Annotated in this window: 27 protein-coding genes; 14 read left to right on the top strand and 13 right to left on the bottom strand. The window is 68.2% G+C overall.

Annotated features, from left to right (window positions below; genetic code table 11):
- Window positions 1–58: 58 nt before the first annotated feature.
- Both HZF05_RS12395 and HZF05_RS12390 read left to right on the top strand, forming a co-directional pair.
- The gene (locus HZF05_RS12395; RefSeq protein ID WP_160366775.1) at window positions 59–511 is read left to right on the top strand and encodes a MarR family winged helix-turn-helix transcriptional regulator; all 453 of its coding nucleotides are present in this window, start codon (window positions 59–61) and stop codon (window positions 509–511) included.
- Window positions 508–1485: a P1 family peptidase gene (locus tag HZF05_RS12390; RefSeq protein WP_160366672.1), complete on the top strand. Its 978-nt coding sequence runs from the start codon at window positions 508–510 to the stop codon at window positions 1483–1485. Before HZF05_RS12395 ends, HZF05_RS12390 begins: the two co-directional genes overlap by 4 nt.
- A 228-nt stretch (window positions 1486–1713) precedes the next feature.
- On the opposite strand, the gene HZF05_RS12385 is transcribed toward HZF05_RS12390, so the two are convergent.
- The 4 genes from HZF05_RS12385 to HZF05_RS12370 form a co-directional block, all read right to left on the bottom strand.
- Window positions 1714–1971, bottom strand: a complete 258-nt coding sequence (locus HZF05_RS12385; protein ID WP_160366671.1) for a ribbon-helix-helix domain-containing protein — start codon at window positions 1969–1971, stop codon at window positions 1714–1716.
- Window positions 1972–2092: 121 nt separating this feature from the next.
- A complete protein-coding gene (gene phbB / locus HZF05_RS12380) occupies window positions 2093–2815 on the bottom strand; it encodes an acetoacetyl-CoA reductase (RefSeq protein WP_160366670.1) in 723 nt (240 codons plus the stop codon).
- Window positions 2816–2849: 34 nt separating this feature from the next.
- Window positions 2850–3854: a ferrochelatase gene (gene hemH, locus HZF05_RS12375; protein ID WP_160366669.1), complete on the bottom strand. Its 1005-nt coding sequence runs from the start codon at window positions 3852–3854 to the stop codon at window positions 2850–2852.
- On the bottom strand, window positions 3851–6049 hold the full coding sequence (locus HZF05_RS12370) for a molybdopterin cofactor-binding domain-containing protein (protein ID WP_160366774.1): 2199 nt from the start codon (window positions 6047–6049) through the stop codon (window positions 3851–3853). The genes hemH and HZF05_RS12370 overlap by 4 nt, the downstream gene beginning before the upstream one ends.
- A gap of 90 nt (window positions 6050–6139) precedes the next feature.
- On the opposite strand from HZF05_RS12370, the gene lgt reads away from it, so the two are divergent.
- The 4 genes from lgt to pgeF all read left to right on the top strand — a co-directional run bounded on the left by lgt (window position 6140) and on the right by pgeF (window position 9291).
- On the top strand, window positions 6140–6997 hold the full coding sequence (gene lgt / locus HZF05_RS12365; protein WP_220129822.1) for a prolipoprotein diacylglyceryl transferase: 858 nt from the start codon (window positions 6140–6142) through the stop codon (window positions 6995–6997).
- Between the two features lie 61 nt (window positions 6998–7058).
- Window positions 7059–8021, top strand: coding sequence for a class I SAM-dependent methyltransferase (locus HZF05_RS12360; protein WP_160366668.1), 963 nt, complete (start codon window positions 7059–7061; stop codon window positions 8019–8021).
- Window positions 8018–8530 carry a GNAT family N-acetyltransferase gene (locus HZF05_RS12355; RefSeq protein ID WP_160366667.1) on the top strand — a complete coding sequence of 171 codons (513 nt, stop codon included), beginning with the start codon at window positions 8018–8020 and terminating at the stop codon, window positions 8528–8530. Before HZF05_RS12360 ends, HZF05_RS12355 begins: the two co-directional genes overlap by 4 nt.
- Entirely contained in the window at window positions 8527–9291 is a 765-nt protein-coding gene (gene pgeF / locus HZF05_RS12350) for a peptidoglycan editing factor PgeF (RefSeq protein ID WP_160366666.1), read from the top strand. The genes HZF05_RS12355 and pgeF overlap by 4 nt, the downstream gene beginning before the upstream one ends.
- Here the strand turns inward: pgeF and HZF05_RS12345 are convergent.
- Window positions 9281–9661, bottom strand: coding sequence for a VOC family protein (locus HZF05_RS12345; RefSeq protein WP_160366665.1), 381 nt, complete (start codon window positions 9659–9661; stop codon window positions 9281–9283). The genes pgeF and HZF05_RS12345 overlap by 11 nt on opposite strands.
- Window positions 9662–9730: 69 nt before the next feature.
- On the opposite strand from HZF05_RS12345, the gene HZF05_RS12340 reads away from it, so the two are divergent.
- Entirely contained in the window at window positions 9731–11056 is a 1326-nt protein-coding gene (locus HZF05_RS12340) for a cystathionine gamma-synthase family protein (protein ID WP_160366664.1), read from the top strand.
- Here the strand turns inward: HZF05_RS12340 and HZF05_RS12335 are convergent.
- Entirely contained in the window at window positions 11043–11243 is a 201-nt protein-coding gene (locus HZF05_RS12335) for a hypothetical protein (protein WP_160366663.1), read from the bottom strand. The two genes, HZF05_RS12340 and HZF05_RS12335, sit on opposite strands and share 14 nt — an antisense overlap.
- Window positions 11244–11404: 161 nt before the next feature.
- Here HZF05_RS12335 and HZF05_RS12330 point away from each other — a divergent pair, with 161 nt between their 5' ends.
- Window positions 11405–11584 carry a hypothetical protein gene (locus tag HZF05_RS12330; RefSeq protein ID WP_160366662.1) on the top strand — a complete coding sequence of 60 codons (180 nt, stop codon included), beginning with the start codon at window positions 11405–11407 and terminating at the stop codon, window positions 11582–11584.
- Here HZF05_RS12330 and HZF05_RS12325 read toward each other — a convergent pair whose 3' ends face one another.
- The 3 genes from HZF05_RS12325 to HZF05_RS12315 are packed head-to-tail and all read right to left on the bottom strand — an operon-like array spanning window position 11585 to window position 14138.
- Complete coding sequence (locus tag HZF05_RS12325; RefSeq protein ID WP_160366661.1) at window positions 11585–12259, bottom strand: HAD-IB family phosphatase; 675 nt, start codon at window positions 12257–12259, stop codon at window positions 11585–11587.
- The gene (locus HZF05_RS12320) at window positions 12256–13023 is read right to left on the bottom strand and encodes a nucleotidyltransferase family protein (protein ID WP_160366660.1); all 768 of its coding nucleotides are present in this window, start codon (window positions 13021–13023) and stop codon (window positions 12256–12258) included. The genes HZF05_RS12325 and HZF05_RS12320 overlap by 4 nt, the downstream gene beginning before the upstream one ends.
- Window positions 13011–14138 carry a CDP-alcohol phosphatidyltransferase family protein gene (locus HZF05_RS12315; protein WP_160366659.1) on the bottom strand — a complete coding sequence of 376 codons (1128 nt, stop codon included), beginning with the start codon at window positions 14136–14138 and terminating at the stop codon, window positions 13011–13013. The genes HZF05_RS12320 and HZF05_RS12315 overlap by 13 nt, the downstream gene beginning before the upstream one ends.
- A 101-nt stretch (window positions 14139–14239) precedes the next feature.
- On the opposite strand from HZF05_RS12315, the gene HZF05_RS12310 reads away from it, so the two are divergent.
- Genes HZF05_RS12310 through HZF05_RS12295 form a run of 4 tightly spaced genes read left to right on the top strand, consistent with a single transcriptional unit; the run spans window position 14240 to window position 17796 of the window.
- Window positions 14240–15349, top strand: coding sequence for an ABC transporter permease (locus tag HZF05_RS12310; protein ID WP_160366658.1), 1110 nt, complete (start codon window positions 14240–14242; stop codon window positions 15347–15349).
- Window positions 15349–16254: an ABC transporter ATP-binding protein gene (locus tag HZF05_RS12305; protein ID WP_160366657.1), complete on the top strand. Its 906-nt coding sequence runs from the start codon at window positions 15349–15351 to the stop codon at window positions 16252–16254. The genes HZF05_RS12310 and HZF05_RS12305 overlap by 1 nt, the downstream gene beginning before the upstream one ends.
- Window positions 16254–17192: an MlaD family protein gene (locus HZF05_RS12300; RefSeq protein ID WP_160366656.1), complete on the top strand. Its 939-nt coding sequence runs from the start codon at window positions 16254–16256 to the stop codon at window positions 17190–17192. The genes HZF05_RS12305 and HZF05_RS12300 overlap by 1 nt, the downstream gene beginning before the upstream one ends.
- A 16-nt stretch (window positions 17193–17208) precedes the next feature.
- Window positions 17209–17796, top strand: coding sequence for an ABC-type transport auxiliary lipoprotein family protein (locus HZF05_RS12295; protein ID WP_160366655.1), 588 nt, complete (start codon window positions 17209–17211; stop codon window positions 17794–17796).
- 138 nt (window positions 17797–17934) lie between these two features.
- Here HZF05_RS12295 and pepN read toward each other — a convergent pair whose 3' ends face one another.
- Window positions 17935–20547 (bottom strand): aminopeptidase N, encoded by a 2613-nt coding sequence (gene pepN, locus HZF05_RS12290; protein ID WP_160366654.1) that lies wholly within the window; start codon window positions 20545–20547, stop codon window positions 17935–17937.
- 44 nt (window positions 20548–20591) lie between these two features.
- On the opposite strand from pepN, the gene HZF05_RS12285 reads away from it, so the two are divergent.
- Window positions 20592–21422: a Rossmann-fold NAD(P)-binding domain-containing protein gene (locus HZF05_RS12285; RefSeq protein WP_160366653.1), complete on the top strand. Its 831-nt coding sequence runs from the start codon at window positions 20592–20594 to the stop codon at window positions 21420–21422.
- On the opposite strand, the gene HZF05_RS12280 is transcribed toward HZF05_RS12285, so the two are convergent.
- Window positions 21338–22279 carry a DMT family transporter gene (locus tag HZF05_RS12280; protein WP_160366652.1) on the bottom strand — a complete coding sequence of 314 codons (942 nt, stop codon included), beginning with the start codon at window positions 22277–22279 and terminating at the stop codon, window positions 21338–21340. The genes HZF05_RS12285 and HZF05_RS12280 overlap by 85 nt on opposite strands.
- Window positions 22276–23283 (bottom strand): threonine aldolase family protein, encoded by a 1008-nt coding sequence (locus tag HZF05_RS12275; RefSeq protein ID WP_160366651.1) that lies wholly within the window; start codon window positions 23281–23283, stop codon window positions 22276–22278. Before HZF05_RS12275 ends, HZF05_RS12280 begins: the two co-directional genes overlap by 4 nt.
- 53 nt (window positions 23284–23336) lie before the next feature.
- Here HZF05_RS12275 and mtnP point away from each other — a divergent pair, with 53 nt between their 5' ends.
- On the top strand, window positions 23337–24215 hold the full coding sequence (gene mtnP, locus HZF05_RS12270) for an S-methyl-5'-thioadenosine phosphorylase (RefSeq protein ID WP_160366772.1): 879 nt from the start codon (window positions 23337–23339) through the stop codon (window positions 24213–24215).
- Here the strand turns inward: mtnP and HZF05_RS12265 are convergent.
- Window positions 24193–25149: a CorA family divalent cation transporter gene (locus tag HZF05_RS12265; protein WP_160366650.1), complete on the bottom strand. Its 957-nt coding sequence runs from the start codon at window positions 25147–25149 to the stop codon at window positions 24193–24195. The genes mtnP and HZF05_RS12265 overlap by 23 nt on opposite strands.
- Between the last annotated feature and the right edge of the window lie 29 nt (window positions 25150–25178).

Below are 25178 nucleotides of genomic sequence, written 5' to 3'. Positions count from 1 at the left end.
CAATTGCAACTATAATGGACTTGTCGGCCCGGTGTCAAATGCTACCGTCCCCAACGCGATGCCCCGTGACCTGATCCTTGAGCGCTTCCTGCCCTATCGCCTGTCCTACACCAGCAATCTGGTGAGCGATGCCGTGGCGGACACCTACAAGGCGCTGTTCGGCCTAACGATCCCCGAATGGCGCTTGGTCGCGCTGATCGCCGAACGGGAGGGGATCACCCAGCAGGAGATCGGGTCGCTTAGCCGGATGGACAAGGTGACCGTGAGCCGGGCGGCCATCGCGCTGGCCGATCGCGGCCTGATCGAACGCAAGCCGAACCCCGTCGACAGGCGTTCCCAGCTGCTGGCGCTGAGCGAGGCCGGGACACGGCTCTACGAGGCGGTCGCACCCAAGGCGCTGGAGATGGAGCGCGCGGTGTTCGGCCGCTTCTCCGATGCGGAGCTGGAAACCTTCACCGTGATGCTACGGCGGATCGACTCGGCGGTGCTGGAGGCGGACCCGGGCGTATGAGGCCCGGCCCGCGCAACCTGATCACCGACGTGCCGGGCTTGCGCGTCGGCCATGCGACCGACGAGGCGGCGGGCACCGGCGTCACCACAATCCTGACCGACAGTGCCTGGGTGGGGGCGGTGGACGTGCGCGGCGGCGGGCCGGGCGTGCGCGAGACCGACACCCTGGCGCCCGAGAATCTCGTGCCGGGCGTCCATGCGGTAGTGTTATCGGGCGGATCGGTGTTCGGGCTGGCGGCGGCCGACGGGGTGGTCGCGCGGCTGTCGGTGCGCGGGGTCGGCCTGAAGCTGGCGCCGGAGGGCAAGGCGCTGCCGATCGTGCCGTCGGCCATTCTCTTCGACCTCGCCGGCGAAGGCGACAAGGACTGGGGCGAGATGCCGCCCTATCGCGCGCTCGGCCTCGCGTCCGTGGATGCGGCGGAGGAGGATTTCGCGCTCGGCTCGGTCGGCGCCGGCCGCGGTGCGCGCGCGGGGCAGGTTAAAGGCGGGATCGGATCGGTGTCGCTCGATCTGGGCGAAGGCCTGATGGTCGGCGCACTGGCGGCCGTGAACCCGGTCGGCTCGGTGTTCATGCCCGACGGCAAGACGTTCTGGGCATGGCCGTTCGAAATCGACGGAGAATATGGCGGAGCGGCGCCGGACGGCATACCCCTCGCCCACGATCCGATGCCCGCCGAAGGGCGGCTGACCCGTCCGCGGGCCGGAACCAACACGACGCTGGTGGTGGTCGCCACCAACGCCGCTCTCGACAAGGGCGAAGCGAAGCGCGTCGCGATGATGGCGCAGGATGGCATCGCCCGCGCCGTCCGGCCGGCACACACCCCCTTCGACGGCGACATCGTCTTCGCGATTGCTGGCGATGCGGTGGCGCTCCCCGCCGACGCGGGCCGCCAGCGGGAGATCTTGCGGATCGGATCGGCGGCCGCCGATTGCGTCGCGCGCGCCATCGCAAGGGGCGTCTTTCACGCCCGATAGTTATTCTCTATTCAATAGATAGGGAATTTCTTGCCGGGATGCGCGCGACGGGCAATGATGATCACACACCCGAACCTTCGTGGTGCCCTTCTCCTGGCCCTGCCGGTCTTTGGTCAGCCCGGCGGGGCCTTTCGTTCGCCAAAAAGGGCAGCGCCGATGCGGCGCCGCCCAGGTGGAAAGGCGACCGAGGGTGGAGGTCGCGCAAATCGCTATAACGGAATCGATCTGTTATTGCGAGTCGTTATCAACGTAATTTTCGAGATGCTTGTTCCGCTCGCGTTCGAACAGCCAGACGCGGATCGCGCTCGCCAGATTGGGCGGGTCGTCCGCCTCGATCCGCGCGGCGTCGATCCGCGCGACCAGCGCCGAGAGCGGCAGCCGTAGCGCGACCGCCGCCTCCGCCAAAGCATCCCAGAAGATCGGCTCGAGGCTGATCGAGGTAGAATGGCCGGCGATCGCGACCGAGCGCTTCACGGGCCCTGCCAACCCAAGCCTCCCTCCAGACCGTTCGTGCCGGCCGAAGCCGAGATGCGCGCCTCGAACGCCGCACCTGTCGCGCGTACCTCGACTTCGCTCGGGACGAACGGAGGCGCGCGTGATGCCCCTTTCAATACATGTGCTGGCCGCCGTTGATCGACAGCGTGGAGCCGGTGACGAAGCCGCCATCCTCGGCCACCAGGAATGCCACGCCACGCGCGATCTCGCTCGCATGGCCGAGACGGCCGACGGGGATCTTCGCGACGATCTTCTCCAGCACGTCCTCCGGCACGGCGGCGACCATGTCGGTGTCGATATAGCCGGGCGCGATCGCATTGACCGTAACGCCGAACTTCGCGCCTTCCTGCGCCAGCGCCTTGGTGAAACCATGGATGCCGGACTTGGCGGCGGCGTAATTGACCTGTCCGTACTGCCCCGCCTGCCCGTTGATCGATCCGATGTTGACGATCCGGCCCCAGCCACGGGAACGCATGCCGGGGAAGGTCGCCTTCGCCATGTTGAAGCAGCCGCCGAGATTGGTGTCGATCACCGCCTTCCACTGCTCGTAGCTCTGCTTCAGGATCGTGCTGTCGCGCGTGATGCCAGCATTGTTGACGATGATGTCGACCGGTCCGAGATCATGCTCGACCTTCTCCACGCCAGCATGAACCGCATCGAAATCCGACACGTCCCACTTGTAGGACGGGATGCCGGTACGATCGGAGAAGGCCTTGGCCCTGGCGTCGTCTCCCGCATAGTTGGCGGCGACTTTGATACCCATGTCCTTCAGCGCGACGCTGATCGCCTCGCCGATGCCACGGGTGCCGCCGGTCACGATCGCTACGCGGGTCATCAAGCCTCTCCTTTATCCGAGAATTGTTCTGAGCCTAGGGGACGGCCATCCAGCCTTCAAGTTCCCGCTTGATGACACTTTCGGCCATGGGGAGACCTTCGTGGCTGGCATTGAGGCAGGGAAGCGCGGCGAAGTGAGTGCCGCCGGCCGCAAGGAAGGTCTCGCGTCCGCGGATGGCGAGCTCCTCCAGCGTCTCCACGCAATCGGCCGCGAAGCCGGGCGCGACGATGGCGATGCGCTTCACCCCTTTCGCGGGCAGCGCGGCGAGCGTCGTGTCGGTCGCCGGCTCCAGCCATTTCGCGCGGCCGAAGCGGGACTGGAAAGTGACAAGCAGTTCCCGCCCCAGCGTATCGGACAAAAGGCGCGCGGTCTTCCGGCAATGGCAATGATAGGGATCGCCCAGTTCCAGCGTCCGCTGCGGCATACCGTGGAAGCTGGCGATCAGCGCATCCGGGGCGAAATCCAGAGCGGCGAGGCTCCTGCGAACCGATGTCGCCAGCGCGTCGATATACATCGGGTCATCATAATAAGGCGGCAGCGTGCGGATCGCGGGTTGCCAGCGCATGGCCGCCAGCGCGGCGAAGGCGGCGTCGTTGGCGGTGGCGGTCGTCGCCGCGCAATATTGCGGATAGAGCGGCGCCAGCAGGATGCGCTCGCACCCCTGTTGCTTGAGCACGGCGAGGCGATCGGCGATGGCCGGCCGGCCGTAACGCATGGCGTAATCGACGATCACGCCTTCGCCGAACCGTCCCTTCAGCCCTTCCGCCTGCGCCTTCGTGATCGCGGCGAGCGGCGAGCCCTGCTCCGTCCAGACCTGCCTGTACGCGTGCGCCGACTTCGCCGGCCGGGTGCGCAGGATGATGCCGTGAAGGATCGGCTTCCACACCACGCGCGGGATTTCCACCACGCGGGGATCGGACAGGAACTCGGCGAGATAGCGGCGCACCGCCCCCGCTTCCGACGCGTCGGGGGTGCCGAGGTTGATCAGCAGCACGCCGATCTTCGGCGCGGGGATGGGGGGATGGTCGGCGGGCTTCATACGGGCAGGCTCAACGGCAGAGTGCGGCAACGGTGCCCGGTAGCGGCGGCGATGGCATTGGCGATGGCGGGCGCGACCGGCGGCACGGCCAGGCCCGAGACACCCCCGGGATCGGCCTTGCTCGCAACGATGTCCACCCGGATTTCGGGTGCGTGTGCGAGCGTGGGGGGACCCAGCGCGCCGATCCGCCGCTGATCGACCAGCCCGCGCGTCATGGTGACGGCATCGCCGATCGCCGCCGGCAGCGCGAAGAGCAGTCCCCCCTCGATCTGCTGGCGCACCAGATCGGGGTTGATGGTGCGCCCACAGTCGACGCTCGCCGACAACCGGTCGACGACGATCCGGCCATTGTTCACGCGCGCCTCGGCGAGCACTGCGATGAAACTTCCATAGCCCGCGAAACAGCCGAGCCCTTGCGCGGTGCCAGGCGTGCCGCCCTGCCAGTCGCCCACCTTGGCGACGGTGGAGAGACAATGAGCGAGTCTCGGATTGGCACCGAGCTGGGCGATACGGAAGGACAGCGGGTCGATGCCCGCCTCGTCGGCCAGCTCGTCCATGAAGCTCTCGGCGAAGAAGGTGTTGGCGCCGGCCGCCTCGCCGCGCAGCACGCCGGTCGGCAGGCCGATGTCGGCAAGATGATGGTCCACCGCATAGGCGCCGATCGCATAAGGCGGCAGCGCACCCTCGACCGCCACCGGTTCGCGGCCATGACCGATCGAGACGCCGAGGTGCAGACGTTCGACGGTTGCGCGCAGGGCGGCGGGTGCCGCGATCCTCGCATGCCATGCCGCGATCGTCCCGCCCGGCCCCAGCGCCGCCGCGAGCCGCGCCTTGGCTGGCGGGCGGAAGGGGTCGTGCAGGCAGGCCTCGACGCGCGACCATGTCAGCTGCACCGGCCGGCCGCTGTTGTGCGCGAGGATCGCCGCCTGCTCGACGGCGCGCGTATCGAAGCCCTGCCCGAACCCACCGCCCATCGGCATGGGATAAAGCGTCACGTCGCTCTCGGAGAAACCGAGCGCGCGGGCAGCCGCCGCACGGGCAGCGGCGGGCACTTGGGTGGCGGCCCAGATCTCCAGCTGGTCGCCCCGGATGCGCGCGGCGGCGGCCGGCGGCTCGATCGCGGCATGGGCGGCGAGACCCGCGCTGTATTCGGCGCGCACCGCATTGGCGCCGAGCAGCTTGTCCGGGCTGCCGTGGCTCGCGATGCTGGCGCCGTCCTCCGCCAGAGCCGCGTCGAGCGCGCGGCCGATCGAGGCGGTGTCGGCCAGTCCGCCACGCGTCTCGAAGCGCGGCGCCAGCCGGTCCAGCGCACGGTTGGCGGCCCACTGATTGTCGGCGAGCACCGCGATCCAGTCCTCTTGGTCGATCACCGCGAACAGATCGGGGATCGCCTTGGCGCCGTCCCGATCCCAGTCGACCAGCCGGCTGTCGCCCGGCGGCCCCTGCCGGATCGCGGCGAACAGCATGTCGGTCAGCCGCACGTCGGCGGCGAAGCGGGCGGAGCCGTCGACCTTGGCGGGCGCATCGAGACGTGTCACCGCGCTTCCCGACAGACCGCGCGGCGCGCGCAGCGGCGGCTCCCTGGGCGGCGTGTGGCGCGCCGCCTCGGCGGCGAGATCGGCGAAGCGCATCCGGTCCGGCGCGCGCAGCACGAAGCCCGCATCGGTGTCGCAGGCGCGCCAGTCGACATCCCAATGCGCCGCCGCCGCCATGCAGAGCAGTGCGCGCGCCGTCGCCCCCGCCTCGCGCAACGGTTGCTCGAACGCGCGGATCGAGGTGGAGAAGCCGGTCAGCATCGCATCATGCGCCGCCGCCCAGCGATCGGCGCCCGCCATGGAGAGGCCACGCAGGGCGGGCGGCGGCACGTCCCCGGCCAGCATCTCGGCGGCGAGGCGGTTGGCATAGGCCGGGCCGATCGGCGCGGGCTCGATGGCGACCGTCCGCCAGTCGCAGCCCAGTTCGTCGGCGAGGATCTGGGGCAAAGCGGTCCACGCCCCCTGCCCGGTCTCGACCTGCGGCACGACGATGGTGACGTGCCCGTCCGTGCCGATCTTGAGGAAGGGGCCGAGGATCGTCTCGCCGGGCGCCGCGACCAAGTTCACGCCGTAACGACGTGGCCAGAGGCTCCAGCCGACGACCAGCCCGACGCCGGCCCCACCACCGATCAGAAGCCCGCGCCGCGTAATCCCCGCCATGACGATCGTGATACGGCGAGCCGGGCGCACAGCCTAGCCCCCGCGCATCATCCCTTCTAAGGAAGGCGCTCGCCGCCCGAGGACCGCATCTTGCCCGCCCACTACATCCACTTCACCGATCTCCACCTCCACCCGGAAATCTTCCGCATCGGCTGGTTCGCGGTGCGCTGGTACTCGCTCGCCTACATCACCGGCATCCTCGCCGGCTGGTGGTACGTGCTCAGGCTGATCGACCGGCCCGGCGCCCCGATGGCGCGGCGCCATGCCGACGATTTCGTCTTCTGGGCGACGATCGCGGTGATCGCAGGCGGGAGGATCGGCTACATCCTGTTCTACGACCTCCACAATTATCTCCAGAACCCGGTCGACATGCTGAAATTGTGGGAGGGCGGCATGTCCTTTCACGGCGCGACCGCGGCGGTGGCGCTGGCGATGTGGAGCTTCTGCCGCCGCAACGGGCTCAGCCTGCTGCGCTTCTCCGATTACATCGCCTGCGTGGCGCCGATCGGTCTGTTCTTCGGCCGCCTCGCCAATTTCGTGAACGGCGAGCTGTGGGGCAAGGTGACGACGGTGCCATGGGCGATCGTCTTCCCCGATCCCGCCGCCGGCCCCTGGCCGCGCCATCCGAGCCAGCTCTACGAAGCGGGGCTGGAAGGGCTGATGCTCTTCGCCATCCTCAACCTGATGTTCTGGAAATCGAAGACCGCGCGCTACCAGCCCGGCCTGCTGTGCGGCACCTTCCTGACCGGCTACGGCGCCTTCCGCTTCTTCGTGGAATTCTTCCGTGAGCCCGATCGCCAGTTCGACGGCACCTTCCTCGCCACCACCATCCATATGGGCCAGCTGCTCGATCTGCCGATGCTGATCGGCGGGATCTACCTGATCGCGACCGCGCGGGGCCGTCGCCTGCGGATCGAGCCGATCGCCGGGAGCGAGAGCGTCGCCTGAGCTCGAACAGCGGCTGCGGCGCCTGATCGCGGGCGGCGGGCCGATCCCGCTCGCCGACTATATGGCGCTGTGCAACGCCCATTATTACGCGACGCGCGATCCGCTGGGCGCCGCCGGAGACTTCACCACGGCGCCCGAGATCAGCCAGATGTTCGGCGAGCTGATCGGCCTGTGGGCGGCGGACCTGTGGCTTCGTGCTGGAAAGCCGGACGTTGCATGGGTGGAGCTGGGTCCGGGGCGGGGGACGCTTTCGGCCGATGCGCTGCGCGCGATCGCCAAGGCGGTGCTGACGCCGCCTGCCCATCTCGTCGAGACCAGCCCGCTGCTGCGCGAGGCACAACGGCGAGCGGTGCCGGGCGCGACGCACCACGATGGCATCGATACCCTGCCGACCGACCGGCCGCTGATCGTCGTCGCCAACGAATTCTTCGATGCGCTCCCGATCCGCCAGATCGTCCGCACCGAAGCGGGCTGGCGCGAGCGGATGGTCGATTGCGACGGCGATCGCTTCGTCCCCACGGTGGGCGCGCAGCGCTTCGATGCGGTGGTGCCCGACGCGGTGAGCGACGGCGACGTGATCGAAACCTCGCCCGCCTCCGTCGCCATCCTGCGCGATCTCGCGGCGCGGATCGTCGCGCAGGGCGGCGCGCTGCTGGCGATCGATTACGGCTATGAGGGGCCGCTCGCCGGCGACACGCTGCAGGCGCTGCGCCGCCACCGCTTCGCCGACCCCTTCGCGGCGCCCGGCGAGCAGGATCTCACCGCCCATGTCGACTTCGCGGCGCTGGCCGAGGCGGCGCATGCCGAGGGCGCCGTTGCGCACCAGGTAACGACGCAGGGTGCCCTGCTCGGCGCACTCGGCATCACCGCGCGTGCCGCGACGCTTGCCCGCGCGGCCCCGAACCGCCAGAGCGAGATCGAGGCCGCGTGGCGCCGCCTGTGCGCGCCCGACGCAATGGGCACTTTGTTCAAGGCGCTGGCGATCACCGCGCCGGGCTGGCCGATGCCGGGAGGATTTGGATGATCGAGTATCGCGACGCACGGCCCGAGGACGGCCCCGCGCTGGCGAAGATGGCAGCGGACAGCTTCGTCGAGACGTTCGGCCATCTCTACCGCAGGGAAGATCTCGAAAGCTTCCTGCGCGACGCATTCAGCCCCGCCGGCCTGCCCGCGCAGATCGGGCACCCCGATTATCGCATTCGCGTTGCCGTGGACGACGGCGCTATCGCCGGCTTCTGCAAGATGGGTCCGTGCGGCCTCCCGTCCCCGCCGGTGCCGGAGGGCGCGGCGGAACTGAAGCAGCTCTACGTGCTCTCGCCCTGGAAGGGTCAGGGGGTCGCGCAGGCGCTGATGGAATGGGGGATCGGGCTCGCACGCGAAGCGAATGCTCCGCATCTCGTGCTGAGCGTCTATTCGGACAATCACCGAGCCCGGCGCTTCTATGCGCGCTACGGCATGGTCGAGATCGGCGCGCACCCCTTCATGGTCGGCGAACAGGCCGACGACGACCGCATCTATTGCGTGGCGCTATGACGGTCGAAGTCATCAGGGCGGATGCGCTGGCCGACGTGCCGCACGGCTTCCTCGGCCGGCGCGGCGGCGTCTCTACGGGCATCCATGCCGGCCTCAACGTCGGCCTCGGATCGGACGACGATCGCGACGCGATCCACGAGAACCGGCGGCGCGCCGTCGAGGCTGTGAAGCCGGGTGCGAGGCTGGCGACGGTGCACCAGGTCCATAGCGCGATCGCGGTGGTGGCGGACGCCTTTCCCGACGATACCCGCCCTCATGCCGACGCGCTGGTCACCGACCGGCCCGACATGCTGCTCGGCGTGCTGGCGGCGGACTGCGTGCCGGTCCTATTTGCGGACATTGAGGCCGGCGTGGTCGGCGCCGCGCATTCGGGGTGGAAGGGCGCGATCGGCGGCGTCTCGCTCGCCACCATCGAGGCGATGGAGACGCTCGGCGCCGATCGCAGCCGCATCGCTGCCGCCGTCGGCCCGTGCATCGGCCGGGCGAGCTACGAGGTGGACGATGGCTTTCTCGCCCGCTTCGTCGCCCAAGATCCGGAGAACGAGCGCTTCTTCCTCGCCGGCCGCTCCGGCCACCACCAGTTCGACATCGAGGCCTATGTCGTTGCGCGCCTCGCGGCGGCGGGCGTGCGGCGAATCGAGGCGCTCGGCCTCGACACCTATCCGGCTGAGGACCGCTTCTTCAGCTACCGCCGCGCCACCCATCGCGGCGAGCCGGGATACGGGCGTCAGATTTCGCTGATCGGGCTGCCTACTTCGTGACGAATTCCTGCGGCGAGGTCAGCGTCGCGAAGATCCAGCCGTTGCCGTCGGGATCCTGGAACATCGTGAAGCGCCCCCACGGCTGTTCCTCGATCGGCGAGGCCTCGATGCCGACGCTCACCAGCCGCTCATATTCGGCGTCGATATCGGGCACATGGTTCATCAGCCCGGTTTGGCCGCCCGGTTTCAAATTCTCGAACCATGTCGTCAGCGCGATCGACGAGCCGCCGGTCTTCGGTTGCATCTGAATCCAGCGCATCTCCGGCCCCATCGCCTCGTCGCGCATCACATCGAACAGCAGCTTGTCGACATAGAAGGCCTTTGCGGCGGCCTGATCGGTCACGGGTATCGAAACGACGGCGATCGACATGGCAAGTCCTCCCCAATCGGTTACAAGTGATACTATAGCGTCACGCCGTGACGACTCCGAGAGGATATCATGACCGATCACAAGACCCCAGAGACCGAGGCCGAGCTGACCGGCGCCACCCCCCGCCGCCGCCCCAAGGCGGACGTGCTGGAGGTGGGCGGGCGCCGTCTCTCCCCTTCGACGCTGATGATGGGCCACGCCTTCGATCCGGCACTGTCCGAAGGGTCGCTCAAGCCGCCGATCTTCCTGACCTCGACCTTCGTGTTCGAGAATGCAGCGGCGGGCAAGCGCCACTTCGAAGGTGTGACCGGCAAGCGGCCGGGCGGCGCCGACGGGCTCGTCTATTCGCGCTTCAACGGGCCGAACCAGGAAATCCTCGAGGATCGTCTGGGCATATGGGAGGATGCTGAGGACGCTTTGGTGTTCTCTTCGGGCATGTCTGCGATCGCGACATTGATGCTCGCGCTGGTCAAGCCAGGCGACGTGATCGTCCATTCCGCCCCGCTATACGCGGCGACCGAGACGCTGATCGGCCGCATCCTCGGCCGCTTCGGCGTCACCTTCCTCGATTTCCCGGCCGGTGCGACCGAAGCCGAGATCGAGTCCGTCGTCGAGCGCGCCAAGGCGCAGGGCAACGTCTCGCTCATCTACCTCGAAAGCCCCGCCAACCCGACCAACGCACTCGTGGATATCGAAGCGGTGTCGCGAGTGCGCGACCGGCTGCTCGACGGTGAGGCCAAGCCGCCGATCGCGATCGACAATACCTTCCTGGGGCCGCTGTGGCAGCAGCCGCTCCAGCACGGCGCGGATCTAGTGGTTTACAGCCTCACCAAATATGCCGGCGGCCATTCGGATCTCGTCGCAGGCGGCGTCTCGGGGCGCAAGGCGTGGATCGATCCGATCCGCATGATGCGCAACACCATCGGCACGATCAGCGATCCGAACACGGCCTGGATGCTGCTTCGTTCACTGGAAACGCTGGAGCTGCGCATGAGCCGCGCGGGCGAGAATGCCGCCAAGGTCTGCGCCTTCTTTCGCGATCATCCGAAGGTGGAGAGCGTCGGCTATCTCGGCTTCCTCAAGGAAGGCAGCCGCCAGGCCGACATCTACAACCGCCATTGCACGGGCGCGGGATCGACCTTCTCGCTCTACCTCAAGGGTGGCGAGCGCGAGAGCTTCGCCTTTCTCGACGCGCTGAAGATCGCCAAGCTCGCGGTCAGCCTCGGCGGCACCGAGACGCTGGCCTCCTGCCCGGCGGCGATGACGCACCTCTCGGTGCCGGACGAGCGCAAGCAGGAGCTCGGCATCACCGACAATCTGGTGCGCATCTCGGTGGGCGTCGAAAATGCCGACGACCTGATCGCCGACTTCGATCAGGCGCTCAGGGCGGTGTGACCGGCGGGGCGGCCGGTGCGACCGGCCGCCCTTCCATCGCCAGATCGATCGCGAGGATCGCCCAGTGGACCGATCCCTCGCCCGATGCGACGCCGCCCGCCAGATCCCAATGGATCAGCGCCTCGCGCGGGGTCATCCCGCTGCGGCGGGCCGTCTCCAGGGCGATTTGCAGATGCTCGACATCCATGGCGAATTATCCTCGATCGGGCCAGAACGCCGCAATCATGGTGAAAGTGCCTTAACCATGTTTTCTTTCGGTTCGTCGCACAAGAAGCTCTAATCGTCGGTTAACTACGACCCGAATGGCTGATCCGCGTTCATGCGGCATTGCAGCGAAGGGAGGCGAAATTGGATCAGATCGAGCTCCGCTATCAGGCGGTGCAATGCCATGTCCGCGCCCAGCGCGCGGCGAATGACGATGATGCCCGCTGGTTGCAGGATCTGGCCGGCAAGCTCGCCGCGATGGCCGATGTCGAGGACGGCCGACACCTTTTCTACGCCAGCAATATCATCCGCGACTGCGCCTGATCACAGGTCCCAATCGACGATGGGCCATCCCCGCTTCGCGGAGAGCGCGCGCATCTTCGTGCTGGGATTGGCCGCGAACGGCTCGTCGGCCCATTCCATCACCGGCGCGTCGGAGGCGTGGTCCGAATAGAAGCGCACCTTCACCTTCGCGCGATCGATTCCTTCGGCCCTGAACCAGCTCTCGATCATGCGGAGCTTGGCGGGGCCGTAGCAATTCTCGCCATCGATCTTCGCCGTCACCCGCGCGTCGATGCCGATGATCGAGTTGGTGGCGATCACGTCGTCGAAGCGCAGCTTCGCAGCGATCGCCTCGACATAGAGGCGGTAGGAGGCTGTAGCGAGGACGAGGCGGCGGCCGGCGGCACGATCCTCCTCGATCTGGCGGAGTGCGCCGGGCAAGGTGTTGAGCTGCCACACGCGCTCGGCGAAGCTGGCGGTGAGCGGGGCGAGGTCCGCGCGTGAAATTCGGCGGCCGAGCAGCAGCGACTGGTTGATCTCCTTCAGCCGCGCGCGCGTCATCATCTTGAGCGCGTAACCGAGCATCGCCAGCAGTGCGAAGGGCAGGAACAGAAGCCGCCACGGCGCACGGTGCAGCGCGGCATGGATCAGGAAAGGCGTATAGGTGCCGGTGCGCGTGATCGTCCGGTCCATGTCGTAGATGGCGATCTCGGTCACGCCCGGCCCTCCAGCACCGCTTCGGCCAGTTCGAGGTCGGCGATCTTGTCGACGTCCACCGCCGCCAGCGGATCGGAGAGGCCGACCATCCGCACGTTGGCGCCCAGCCGCCTGCCGGCTCGCGCCACCGCGTCGTGCAGCGTGATCGTCCGGGTGGCGGCACGCAGCAGCAGGCCGATCCCGAAGCCGGCGATCAGTCGGTAGCCCTTTTTGCGGTCCTGCTCGACCGAGGCCCAGCTCTCGATCACCGGCAGTGCGGCGGGGGAGGCGAAATAGAAGAGATTGGCGCCCGTCCAGTCACCCTTGCGGAAGCGCAGCCACGTGCGCTTCGTCTGCGGGAAGCGCGCTTCCACGACCGCTCGCTCGACCACGCCGACCGCAACATCGGCGCCCTGTGCGGCGGACAGGAACTCGACGATCGTCTCGGGCCGCAGCAGCGCATGATCCGCCGTGGTGAGGAAGAGCGGGAATGGCGCATCGCCGCTTCTCAACGCCGACGAGACGGACAGCGCGATGCCGCTGCCCGATTGCAGGAAGCCGAGGCGCGGATCGTCCGGCAGCACGGCGCCGATCGCCGCCGTGTCCTGCGTCATCACGCGGACCTGCGCGATGTCGGGCGTCGCGAACAGGGTTTCGACCACGCGCGCCACCATCGGCGTGCCCGCGACCGGGATCAGTGCCTTGAGCGTCTCGCCCCGGCTCGCCGCCAGCGCATCGGTGCCCGGCCGCCGCCCCGCCAGCAGCAGCGCGGTCAGACCAACCAAGAGACCACCTCTCGCCCCTTTGCCCGTACCGCATAGGCCTGCCCCAGCCGGACGAGATGGAACAGGCAGGAGAGCGCCGTCCACCATGCCACCCAGATCAGCCCCCAGTCCGGCCGCATCACGATCAGGCTCGCGAACATCAGGATGTAGTTCGGGTTGCGGCGCGCGGTGATCAGGCGGAAGCGACTGTCGATCCGCTCCCAGACATGGATATGGATGCCGAAGGCCGCGATGAACGCGCCCTCGATCGCGCGCTGCACGGCGTAGCCGGCGACCAGCACGATCATGATCGTCCAGAACTCGGTCGATCCGAAGGCCAGCCCCCACGCCGCACAGCCCATCCCCCACGCCCAGTACCAGAAGGGCGGGTGGACGAGGTCGACGCCGTGATCGAGGATGTTGCCCCATTCGGACGAAGTGCCGGTGCAGCGCGCCAGTTTGCCGTCGACCGTGTCGAGCACCATGAAGACCAGCCCGACCAGCAGGCCCGCGGCGAAATGCCCTTCCCAGAACAGGAAAAAGGCCCAGACGCACAGTATCATGCCGAACAGGGTGATCATGTTGGGCGTCATCCGCATGTACGCTGCCCAGCGGGTGATGTAGAACGCCGCGCCCCGCCACAGATAGAGGGTGAGGATATCGGTCACCCCCTTGTAGCTGGCGTCGTAGCTGGCCTTCTCGATGACCCGCACGGCTTCGGGCGCCAGCGGCAGCAGATAGGCGTTCTCGCGCTTGCGCAGCGACGCATTGTAGAGGCTGGCGTCGAGTTCGGCATCCTGAACGGCAAGGCCCGGCGGCAACGGCGCGCCCGCCTCGATCGCGGCAGCCACCGCGGCCGCCTGCGCAGCGTCGGCACAGCTGACCAGCGCCGGTCGGCCCCGCCATGTCACGGCCAGGTCACGATGATCGCGTAGGTAAGCGAGCCAGGCCGGATCCCAGGCGAAACCAAGATCGGCGACGATCACCGGGCCTTGCGCGGGAACCCGATCGACCGGCGCCAGTTTGGCCTTGGCGGCGAAGCGGCGCGCGCGCTCGGCGGGGGTCAGCCCGAAGACGCGCGTATCGTTTCGCGCGACGCCGAGGAACGCGACGCCCTGATGCACTTCCGAACCCATGGCCGCCCCTTTGGCAGGTTTCCGGCCGCAACGCATCTCATCCGCGACACAAATTCTGCCCGCTTGCCGGGGGCTTCGTTCTGCCGCATCCTCCGCACCGCATGACGACCGCCCAAGCCGCCGCCGCCGACTTCACGCAGGAAGACCGGACGCTCCGCTTCACGGGCGGCTGGACGCTCGCGCAGCTGGGCGACGTGCCGAACCGGCTGGAGCGGCTCGACACCTCGCCCGACACGGTCGATCTGTCGGGCGTCGATCGCATGGACACGGTCGGCGCCTGGATCGTCCACCGGCTGAAGCGCGACCACGACGTCAAGGTCGAGGGCGCGAGCGAGAAGGCCGAGGAGCTGATCGAGAAGGTCGGCACGGTGGACAAGCCGTTCCAGATCAAGCCCGACGACGGCCCCTCCTTCCGCCGCGTGCTGGAACATGTCGGCGCTGCGACGTCGATCGCCGGGCGCACGCTGATCGGACTCGTCGATTTCTTCGGCGCGACGCTGATCGCCTTCTGGAACGTGATCCTGAACCCCAAGCGCTTCCGCACCAACGCCACGATCAAGCAGTTCGAGGTGGTCGGCGTGGACGCACTCGCGATCATCGGCCTGATGAGCTTCCTGATCGGCATCGTCATCGCCCAGCAGGGCGCGATCCAGCTGCGCCAGTTCGGCGCCGAGGTCTATACGATCAACCTCGTGGGCCGCCTGACCTGGCGCGAGCTCGGCGTGCTGATGACCGCGATCATGGTCGCCGGCCGATCCGGCTCCGCCTTCGCCGCGCAGATCGGATCGATGAAGCTCGCCGAGGAAGTGGACGCGATGCGCACCATCGGCCTCGCCCCCATGGAGGCGCTGGTGCTGCCCCGCGTGATCGCGGCAGTGCTGATGATGCCCTGCCTCGCTTTCTATGCGGCGATGATGGCGATGATCGGTGGCGGACTGTTCAGCTGGCTGTCGCTCAACCTGCCGCCGGTCACCTTCGTCGCGCGCATCCGCGAGGTCGTGCCAATGACCGACGTCTATCAGGGCCTCATCAAGGCGCCGGTGTTCGGGCTGATCATCGCCATGGCCGGCTGCTTCCAGGGCATGCAGGTGGAAGGCAATGCCGAGGCGGTGGGCCTGCGCACCACCAGCGCGGTGGTGCAGTCGATCTTCCTGGTGATCGTGCTCGACGCCTTCTTCGCCGTCTTCTTCGCCTCGATCGGGTGGATCTGATGGCGAGCCGCGCCCAGCGTCCCCGCCCCGCGCCGGAGCCCGAGGACGATATCATCATCCGCGTGCGCGGCCTCGAAAACCGCTTCGGCGAGCAGGTCGTTCACGAGAATCTCGATCTCGATGTGAAGCGCGGCGAGATCCTCGGCGTGGTGGGCGGATCGGGCACCGGCAAGTCGGTGCTGATGCGGTCGATCATCGGGCTGCAGCAGCCCACCGCCGGCGAGGTGGAGGTGTTCGGCGAGCTCACCACCGGCGGCAGCTCCGATGTCGAATCGGAGGCGGTGCGCAAGCGCTGGGGCGTGCTGTTCCAGGGCGGCGCGCTCTTCTCGACGCTCTCGGTGGCCGAGAACGTGCAGGTGCCGATCCGCGAATATTATCCCAAGCTCGACGACCAGCTGCTCGACGAGATCGCCACCTACAAGATCGTCGCCTCCGGCCTGCCGCCGGAAAGCTCGAGCAAATATCCGTCCGAGCTTTCGGGGGGCATGCGCAAGCGCGCCGGCCTCGCCCGCGCCCTGGCGCTCGACCCGGAACTGATCTTCCTCGACGAGCCGACCGCCGGCCTCGATCCGATCGGCGCCGCCGCGTTCGACAATCTGATCAAGACGCTGCGCGACCTGCTGGGCCTCACCGTCTTCATCATCACCCACGATCTCGACACGCTCTACGCCATCTGCGACCGCGTCGCGGTGCTCGCCGACAAGAAGGTGGTGGCGGTCGGAACGATCGAGGAACTGGTGGCGTTGGATCACCCGTGGATCCAGGAATATTTCAACGGACCGCGCGGCCGCGCGGCCGAGGACTCTGCCGAGCGCGCCGAGGAGGAGAGCAAGCACGCCCTCTCCCCGCAAGAGGCGACCAAGCTCACCGGCAGTGACGAACTTGGCACCGACGAGGGGACTTGATGGAAACGCGCTCTAACCATGTGCTCGTCGGCGGGGTGGTGCTCGCCATCGTCGCCATCGCGGTCGCCTTCATCATCTGGATGATGCAGGTCGGCAACGGCCACCAGCGGGAATATGACATCTTCTTCCCCAATTCGGTGGACGGTCTGGCGAAGGGTTCGGCGGTCGCCTTTTCGGGCGTGCCGGTCGGCAAGATCGACGACATCAAGCTGATGCCGGACCAGCCGAGCCTCGTGCGCGTGCGCATCTCGGTGGACGAGAACACCCCGATCCTGAAGGGCACCACCGCCACCGTCGCGGGCGTCGGCTTCACCGGCGTCTCCCAGGTCAATCTCGGCGGCGCGCAGAAGGGCGAGCCGCCGATCACCGACGTCGGGCCGTTCGGCGTGCCGGTGATCCCGACGCGGCCGGGAGCGCTCGCCGGCCTGCTCAATTCCGCGCCGGAGCTGATGAAGAAGCTGCAGGTGCTGACCGACCGGCTCGGCCAGTTGCTCGATGATCGCAACCAGAATTCGATCCGCCACATCCTGCAGAATATCGACAAGGTCTCGTCCGACCTCGCCGATGCGACGCCGCAGCTGAAGCAGACGCTCGCCAACACGCAGGTGGCGATCAAGCAGGCGGGCGATGCGGCCGAGCAGATCAGCAAGGTGGCCGGCACGACCAACGACCTGCTCGACAAGCAGGGCCGCCCGCTGATGGACAATCTCAACAAGACGATCGCGTCGGCCAAGCAGGCCGCGGACAATCTCAACGAGATGATCGACCAGGCCAAGCCGGGCGTGCAGAGGCTCAGCAAGCAGACCGCGCCGCAGATCGACCAGCTGGTCCGCGACCTCTCCGACATGGCCGAGGCGCTGACCCAGACGGCTAACCGGCTCAATTCGGGCGGCGGCGGCGTGCTCGGCCGCAAGCTGCCGGATTATAAGGGGCATTGAGATGGGGGAGAATATGATGACGAAGCGTGTCCTTCCCCTGATCGCCTTGCCGCTGGTGCTGGCCGGCTGTGTCAGCTTCGGCGCCAAGGTGCCGCCGCAGCTGCTGCGGCTGACGCCCGTCACCGAGGCGCCGGCCAACAGCGGCGTGGTTCTGGCCAAGGGCATGGCGGTGTCGGTCAGCTTCCCGTCGGCGCCGGTGGAACTGTCGAACAACCGTGTGCCGGTGCGCGTGGGCGCAACCGAGGTGGCCTATGTGAAGGACGCGCAGTGGATCGACGCGCCCAGCCACATCTTCCGCGACCTGCTTGCCGAGACGATCACGGCGCGCACCGGCCGCCCGACGCTGACCCCACGCGACGCCGCCCTGACGTCCGGCCCGCGGCTCGGCGGACGGATCAGCGAGTTCGGGATCGACGCCAGCGGCAACCAGGCGTCGGTGGTCTATGACGCGACGCTGGTTCGCTCGGGCGATCAGGTGGAGACTCGCCGCTTCGAGGCGAAGGCGCCGGTGAACGGCAAGATCGACGAGAGCAGCGCCGGTGCTGCGATCAACGCCGCCGCGAATGATGTAGCGGCTCAGGTCGCGGATTGGGTGGGACGGTAACGTCTTCATCCTCCCCTGCCAGGGGAGGTGGCGACGGAAGGGGAGGACTGCGATACCCCGGCCGATCAAACTCCGCCGCCCGCCCCCTCCGTCACGCTACGCGCGCCACCCTCCCCCTGGCGGGGGAGGATCAGGCGGCTAGGCCAAACTCTTGCTCGCCTGCTCGAATACGTCCTTGCTCAGGCCCGGCGTCGCGACGATCCGCTCCAGCTCGGCCTTCATCAGCGCGGCGCGGCGCGGCTCGAACCGCCGCCAGCGGCCGAGCGGCGGCACCAGCCGCGCCGCCGACTGCGGATTGAGCCTGTCCGCCTTCAGGATCATGTCCGCCACGAAGCGGTAGCCGCGCCCGTCGGCCACGTGAAAGGCGAACTGGTTGGCCGCGAAGGCACCGACCAGCGCGCGCATCCTGTTGGGGTTCGCCAATGTGAAATCGGGATGCTGGGCCAGTTTCTCCACCGCCTCGGCGGTATCGTCGCGCATCGAGATCGCCTGCGTGGTGAACCATTTGTCCAGCACCAGCGCATCGCCCTTGTAGCGATCGTAGAAGGCGGCGAGCGCCGTCTCACGCTCCGGCGCGGTACCGTTGGCGAGCGTGGAGAGGGCACCTTGCCGGTCGGTCATGTTGTCGGCGCCTTCGAACTGGGCGAGCGCCAGCTTCGCCGCATCGGCCGCGCCGCCATCGTCGAGATAGCCGAGCGCCACCGTGCGCAGCCGGCGCAGGCCTTTGGCGGACGGCGTATATTCGAAGCGGTTGCCGGCGCAGGCGGCGTAGGCGGCGCGCCACTCCGCCTCCAGCTCGCGGCCGAGCCGCTGGCGCAGGTGGGAGCGCGCCTTGCGGATGGCCGACGGATCGATCACCGCCAGCTGATCGCCGAGGAATGCCTCGCTCGGCAGCAGCACCGCCTCCCCGATAAAGGCGGCGTCGAGCGCCTTGTCGGTCAGCGTATTGCGCACCGCCTCGATCACCGCCTCCTCGTCGAACGCGCGCCCCTCGATCGCGGCGACGAGCGTGTCGATCATCAGCTGCTGCATCGCCTCGAAGCGGGCGAAGGGATCGTCGTCATGGCCCGACAGGAAGGCGAGATCGGCCGAGCTGCGGTTGGTCTCGACGATCACCGGCGCCGAGAAGCCGCGGTTGATCGAGAGCACCGGCTGCTCGTCCACCCCCTCGAAAAGGATCTCGGCGCTCGCATCGTGCAGCACGTGGATACGCTCGGGCACGATCGGCTTGCCGGACTTTGCGCCGAACAAGGCCAGGCGCAGCGGCAGCGGCATGGGCTGCTTATCGTCCTGCCCCGGCGTCGGCGGCACGGTCTGCTCCAGCGTCAGCCGCGCCCTGGCGGTGCCGGGCTCGTGGCTCAGCGCGGCACGGACACGCGGGGTGCCGGCCTGACTGTACCAACGTCGGAAATCCGCGAGATCGGCACCGTTGGCGTCCTCCATCGCGCGGACGAAATCCTCGCAGGTGGCGGCGGTGCCGTCGTGACGCTCGAAATAGAGATCGGTGCCGCGCCGGAAGCCGTCCGCCCCCAGCATGGTGTGCAGCATGCGGATCACCTCGGCGCCCTTGTTGTAGACGGTCGCGGTGTAGAAGTTGCTGATCTCCAGATAGCTGTCGGGCCGGATCGGATGCGCCAGCGGTCCGCCATCCTCGGGGAATTGCGCCGCGCGCAGCACGCGGACGTCCTCGATCCGCTTGACCGCGCGGCTGCCCTGATCGGCGGAGAATTCCTGGTCGCGGAAGACGGTGAAGCCTTCCTTCAGGCTCAGCTGGAACCAGTCCCGGCAGGTGACGCGGTTGCCCGACCAGTTGTGGAAATACTCGTGCGCCACGACGCCCGCGATCGCATCGTAATCGGCATCGGTTGCCGTCTCGGGATCGGCGAGGATGTAGCGCGAGTTGAAGACGTTGAGGCCCTTATTCTCCATCGCGCCGAAGTTGAAATCGGCTACCGCCACGATGTTGAAGATGCCGAGATCATATTCGCGGCCATAGACCGTTTCGTCCCACGCCATCGAGGATTTGAGCGCCCCCATGGCATGTTCGGTGCGCGGCAGATCGGCCTCGCGTACCCAGATGCCGAGCTGCACCTCGCGGCCGGACATGGTGGTGAAGCTGTCGCGATTGGCCTTCAGGTCGCCCGCAACCATCGCGAACAGGTAGCAGGGCTTGGGGAAGGGATCGCGCCATTCGGCCCAGTGGCGGCCATCCTCCGCCTCACCCTCACCGACGAGATCGCCGTTGGCGAGCAGCACCGGATAGAGCGCGCGGTCGGCGATCATCTTCACGGTGTAGCGCGAGAGAACGTCGGGCCGATCGGGGAAGAAGGTGATCCGGCGGAATCCCTCCGCCTCGCACTGGGTGCAGAGCAGGCCGCCGGACGCATAGAGCCCCATCAGCTGCGTGTTCTTATCCGGCGAGATGACCACCTCGGTTTCGACGACGTGCTTGGGGCCGACGAGGTCGATGACGAGCTGGTCGTCCTCGACCCGCCACTCGCCTTCTGCGAGCAGTCGGCCATCGATCTTTACCGACACCGGCTTCATCCCCGGCGCACCGTCCAGCGCGAGCGGCCCGCGCGGCGCGCCGTCGGTGAGGTTCTTCTCGACCTCTAGTGTCGCGCGCACGCGAGTCGCCGCCGCATCGAGATCGAAATCCAGCCGCATCGACGGCACCAGCCAGGCCGGCGGACGGTAATCGAGGCGGAGGGTCGGGGCGGGCGGAGTCGCGATGGCGCTGTGCTGATCCATGGTGAGGCTTCTACGGACGGGGCGACGTGGTTACAACGACGCGAATGGCGGGAATCCTGATCTTCGGCCTGGGCTACACCGCCTCGCGGCTCGCTGAACGGTGGCGGGCAACGGGGTGGACGGTGCTGGGCACGCGGCGGGAGGCTTCGGCCGATGCGATGGCGTTCGAGGACGAAGAGTCGGTGCGCATCGCGATCGCGGGCGCCACGCACATCCTGTCCTCCGTGCCGCCGGACGACGGCGATCCGGTGCTGTACCGGTACGGCGCGCTGTTGCCAGACCATAGGCTCGGCTATCTCTCCTCCACCGGCGTCTATGGCGACACCCGCGGGGCGTGGGTGGACGAGAGCGCACCGACCGGCTCAGGCCGCCGCTCCGCCCGCGCCGAGGCCGATGCGCAGTGGCTGGAGCGCGGTGCTCGTGTCTTCCGCCTGCCCGGCATCTACGGCCCCGGCCGATCGGCGCTGGATCGGGTGGCGGAGGGCCGCGCGCAGCGCATCGACCTGCCGGGGCAGGTGTTCAGCCGCATCCACGTCGACGACATCGTCGACGCGATCATCGCCGGCTTCGACGGCCCGCCCGGTGCATACAACATCGCCGACGATGCGCCCTGCAGCCAGAATGCGGTGATCGAGGAGGCTTGCCGATTGCTTCGTCGGCCACCTCCGCCACTGCGCTCGCTCGACGCGGCCGGCCTCTCGCCGATGGCCCGCGCCTTCTACGCTGAGAACCGCCGCGTCGCGAACGGCAAGGCCAAGCGCATCCTCGGCTGGCAGCCTCGCTATCCCGATTATCGCGCCGGCCTGGCGGCCTGTCTCGCCTGCAGCGCCACCACCAGCCCGGCGATCGCGAGCAGGCAGCCGAATCCCGCCTGAAGCGACCAGCGATAGCCCTCGAACAACGTCGACAACAGCATCGCCAGCACCGGGCTCAGCACGCTCGAATACGCTGCGCGGCCCGGACCGATCGCGCGGATCACATAGAAATAGCAGCTGAACGCCAGCGCCGATCCGATCAGCGCCAGATAGAGCGTGCCGAGCCAGTAGCCCGGATGCGGATCGAACACCGGCGGCCCGTCCATCGCGAAGGCGCCCGCGCAGTTGAATAAAGATCCCCACGCCATGCCCCACGCGATTAGTGTCGCCACCGGGATGGCGGCGGCCGGCCTGCTCGCCTGCATCACGTTGGCGATCGACGAGAAGAGCACGGCGGCCAGCGACCAGCCGATGCCGATCAGGATGACCGCGCGGGAGGCGGGTGCTGCGGCCAGCTCGTGCCCGAACAGCAGCGCCAGCCCGACCAGCGCCACCGCCGATCCCGCGATGAAGGCGCGCGACACGCCCTGCTTGAGAAAGATCCAGGCGAACAGCGCATTGGGCACCACGAGCAGCGCGAACACCACCGCGACGAGGCCCGACGTCACCGTCCGCTCGGCCAGATAGACGAAATAATAGTTCAGGCAGTATTGGGCCAGGCCATAGACGGCGGCGAGACCATGTCCGCGCGGCGCCAGCTTCAGGCGCGTGCCCGTGAAGCGGGCATAGGCCATCATGGCGACGCAGGCGATCAGGAAGCGATAGGCGACCGACCAGCTCGGCGGCACGACGCCGAGCTGGTAGCGAATCACCAGCCAGGTCGACGACCAGACGAGCGTGCAGACCATGAAGGGCACCGCCACCCGCGCCCGCTGCGATGCGCCGAGCGGCTTGGTGCCGGCGAGCGTCTCGCTCATGATCCGAGTGCGCGTATCGCGCCCGCCAGCGCCTCGATCTCGGCGCGGGGCTGATCCCAGGAGGTGACGAGGCGTGCCTCGCCCTCGGCCCAGTCGTAGAAGTCGAAGCCTTGCGCGCGCAGGCTCGCGGCTTCGTCCGGCGTCAGGCGCAGGAACACTTCGTTGGCCTCCACCGGAAGCACCAGCCGGGCACCGGCCGCCTCGGCGATCGCCGCCGCGCCGGCGTTGGAGGCGCGGCCATTGTCCAGCCAGCGATCCGCCTCCAGCAGCGCCAGCACCTGCGCAGCCTGATAGCGGCCTTTCGAGTTCAGATGCCCGGCGCGCTTGCGGCGGATCTTCGCGACCTCGGCCCATTCCCGGCGGAAGAAGATCAGCATCTCGGCCGACAGCCCGCCATTCTTGACGAAGCCGAAGCTCAGCGCGTCGACGCCTGCGCGCCACGTCCCATCGCCGGGATGGCCGCCCAGCGTCGCCATCGCATTGGCGAAGCGCGCGCCGTCCATGTGGAAGCCGAGACCCAGCTCCTTCGCCACCTCGCCCAGCGCCGCCACCTCGTCAGGCCGGTAGACCAGCCCGTATTCGGTGGCGTTGGTGATCGAGAGCGCGTGCGGCTGGACCTGGTGCACGTCGGCGCGGATCGCGCGGCGGGCGTCACGGACCGTTTCCGGCACGAGCTTGGCGCCCCCGCCGTCGAGCGGCATCAGCTTGGCGCCGTGCGTGTAGAATTCGGGTGCGCCGGCCTCGTCGGTGTTGATATGCGCCTCGCGATGGCAGAGCACGCCGCCGTGCGGGGGCACCATCGCCGCGAGCGCGAGGCAGTTCGCGGCCGTTCCCGTCGAGACCCAGAGCGCCGCGCAATCCGTCCCGAACAGATCCGAGAAGGCGCCGTCGAGGCTCTTGCTCAGCGCATCGCCGTCATAGGCGGTATCGACACGGTTGGCGGCGGCCAGTGCCTCCAGCACGGCGGGATGGACGGCGGCGGCGTTGTCGGAGAAGAAGCGCATGGGCAAGGCCTTGCTGGGGCGTGAAGCCCGCGTCAACCGAGAAGGGCATGCGCATGGGCGGCTGGACGATCGGCATCATCGGCGGCTCCGGCCTCTACGCGCTGCCGGGGCTGGAGGAGATCGCTCGCCACGATGTCGAGACGCCGTGGGGCAGGCCGTCCGATGCGATCCTCGAAGGTCGGATCGGAACGACGCGGCTGCTGTTCCTGCCGCGTCATGGGGCCGGGCACCGCATCCCGCCCTCTGAAATCAACGCCCGCGCCAATGTGGATGCGCTGAAGCAGCTGGGTGCGACCGACCTGCTCGCCATCTCCTCGGTGGGATCGCTGCGCGAGGAGCTACCGCCGGGGCGCTTCGTCGTGGTGGACCAGTTCATCGACCGGACGGTGGCGCGGCCGGCAAGCTTCTTCGGCACCGGCCTCGTCGCCCACGTCTCGCTCGCCGATCCGACCTGCCCGCGCCTCTCCGCCTCCGCGGCGGCGGCGGTCGAGGCGGCGGGGGGCGACGCGGCGACCGGCGCCACCTATCTGGCGATGGAAGGCCCGCAATTCTCCACGCGGGCCGAGAGCCTGATGTATCGCCAGTGGGGTGCCGACATCATCGGCATGACCGCCATGCCCGAGGCGCGCCTCGCCCGCGAGGCGGAGCTGCCTTACGCCCTGGTCGGCATGGTCACCGATTACGATTGCTGGCGGGAGGACGAGGCCGGCGTGGTCGCCACCGACGTGGTGGCGCAGATGCACGCCAACGGCGCGACCGCGCGCAAGTTGGTGCAGGCGTTCGCCAAGGCGCTGCCGGCCGAGCGCACGCCCTCGCCGATCGACACGGTGCTCGACCATGCGCTGCTCACCGTGCCGGCGGCGCGCGATCCGGCGATGGAGGAGAAGCTGGGCGCGATCCTGCGGAGACTTACAACCAGTCCCGCCACTTGAACCACAGCACCGGCAGGATCGTGCTGACGATCATCAGCGCCCAGGCGAAGGGATAGCCCCACGGCCAGCTCAGTTCCGGCATGTCGTGGAAGTTCATGCCATAGACGCCCGCCACCAGCACCGGCGGCACGCCCGCCACCGAGACGACGGTCAGCACCTTCACGACATCGTTCTGCTCGATCGAGATGAAGGCGGTGGCGGCGTCGATCAGCAGCTGCACGCGGCCGGTGAGCGAACTTTCGAACTCGTCGAGCGATTCGATGTCGTGTTTCACCGCCACCAGCCGGTCGTGCAGCGCCTCGGGGATCTTCGGCTCGCAGCGATCGAGCACGAAATTGGCGATGCGGCCGATGGCGAGGAACGCGTGGCGCACCTTCACCATCTGCTCGCTGGCCTGCCCGACGCCGACCATCAGCGCGCGCAGCCGCCGCGTCTCGCGGCCGAGCCGCTTCTTCGGCGCATCCTTCTCCGGTTCGCGGAAGATCGAGTGGCTGGCCTTGGCAAGGTCCTCGGCGACACGCTCCAGCCGGTCGGCCGAGCGATCGATGATATCCTCCAGCAGGCGCACCAGCACCTCCTGCCCGCCGACCTCATGATCGCCCCTGGCAAACTCCTCATGCACCTGGTCGAACGCGGTCATCTGGCAGAAGCGCACAGTGACCAGCGCATCCTTGGCGAGGATGAAGCCGGTCGGCGACAGCACGCCGGCATCGCCGTGACGGGCGATCAGCGGGGCACTCATCACCAGCGCGCCCTCGTGCGTGCGCAGGCGGCTGGAGAGCTCGATCTCGGACAGATCCTCACGATCCGGCACCTTGAAGCCGAAGCGGCGCTCGACCTCTGCGATCTCCGATTCCTCGGGCTCGCAGAGGTCGGCCCAGACCGCCGTGCCGATATCCGTCTCGCGGCCGTCCTTGCCGATCAGCTTGAGCATCTGCCCCGTCTCTCCATGTGCCGGACCCG

Origin of the sequence: Sphingomonas chungangi, assembly GCF_013778325.1 — a bacterium.
GTDB classification, from domain to species: domain Bacteria; phylum Pseudomonadota; class Alphaproteobacteria; order Sphingomonadales; family Sphingomonadaceae; genus Solisphingomonas; species Solisphingomonas chungangi.
The sequence above is the reverse complement of the archived record's forward strand: the minus strand, read 5'-3'. Positions and strand labels throughout refer to the sequence as shown.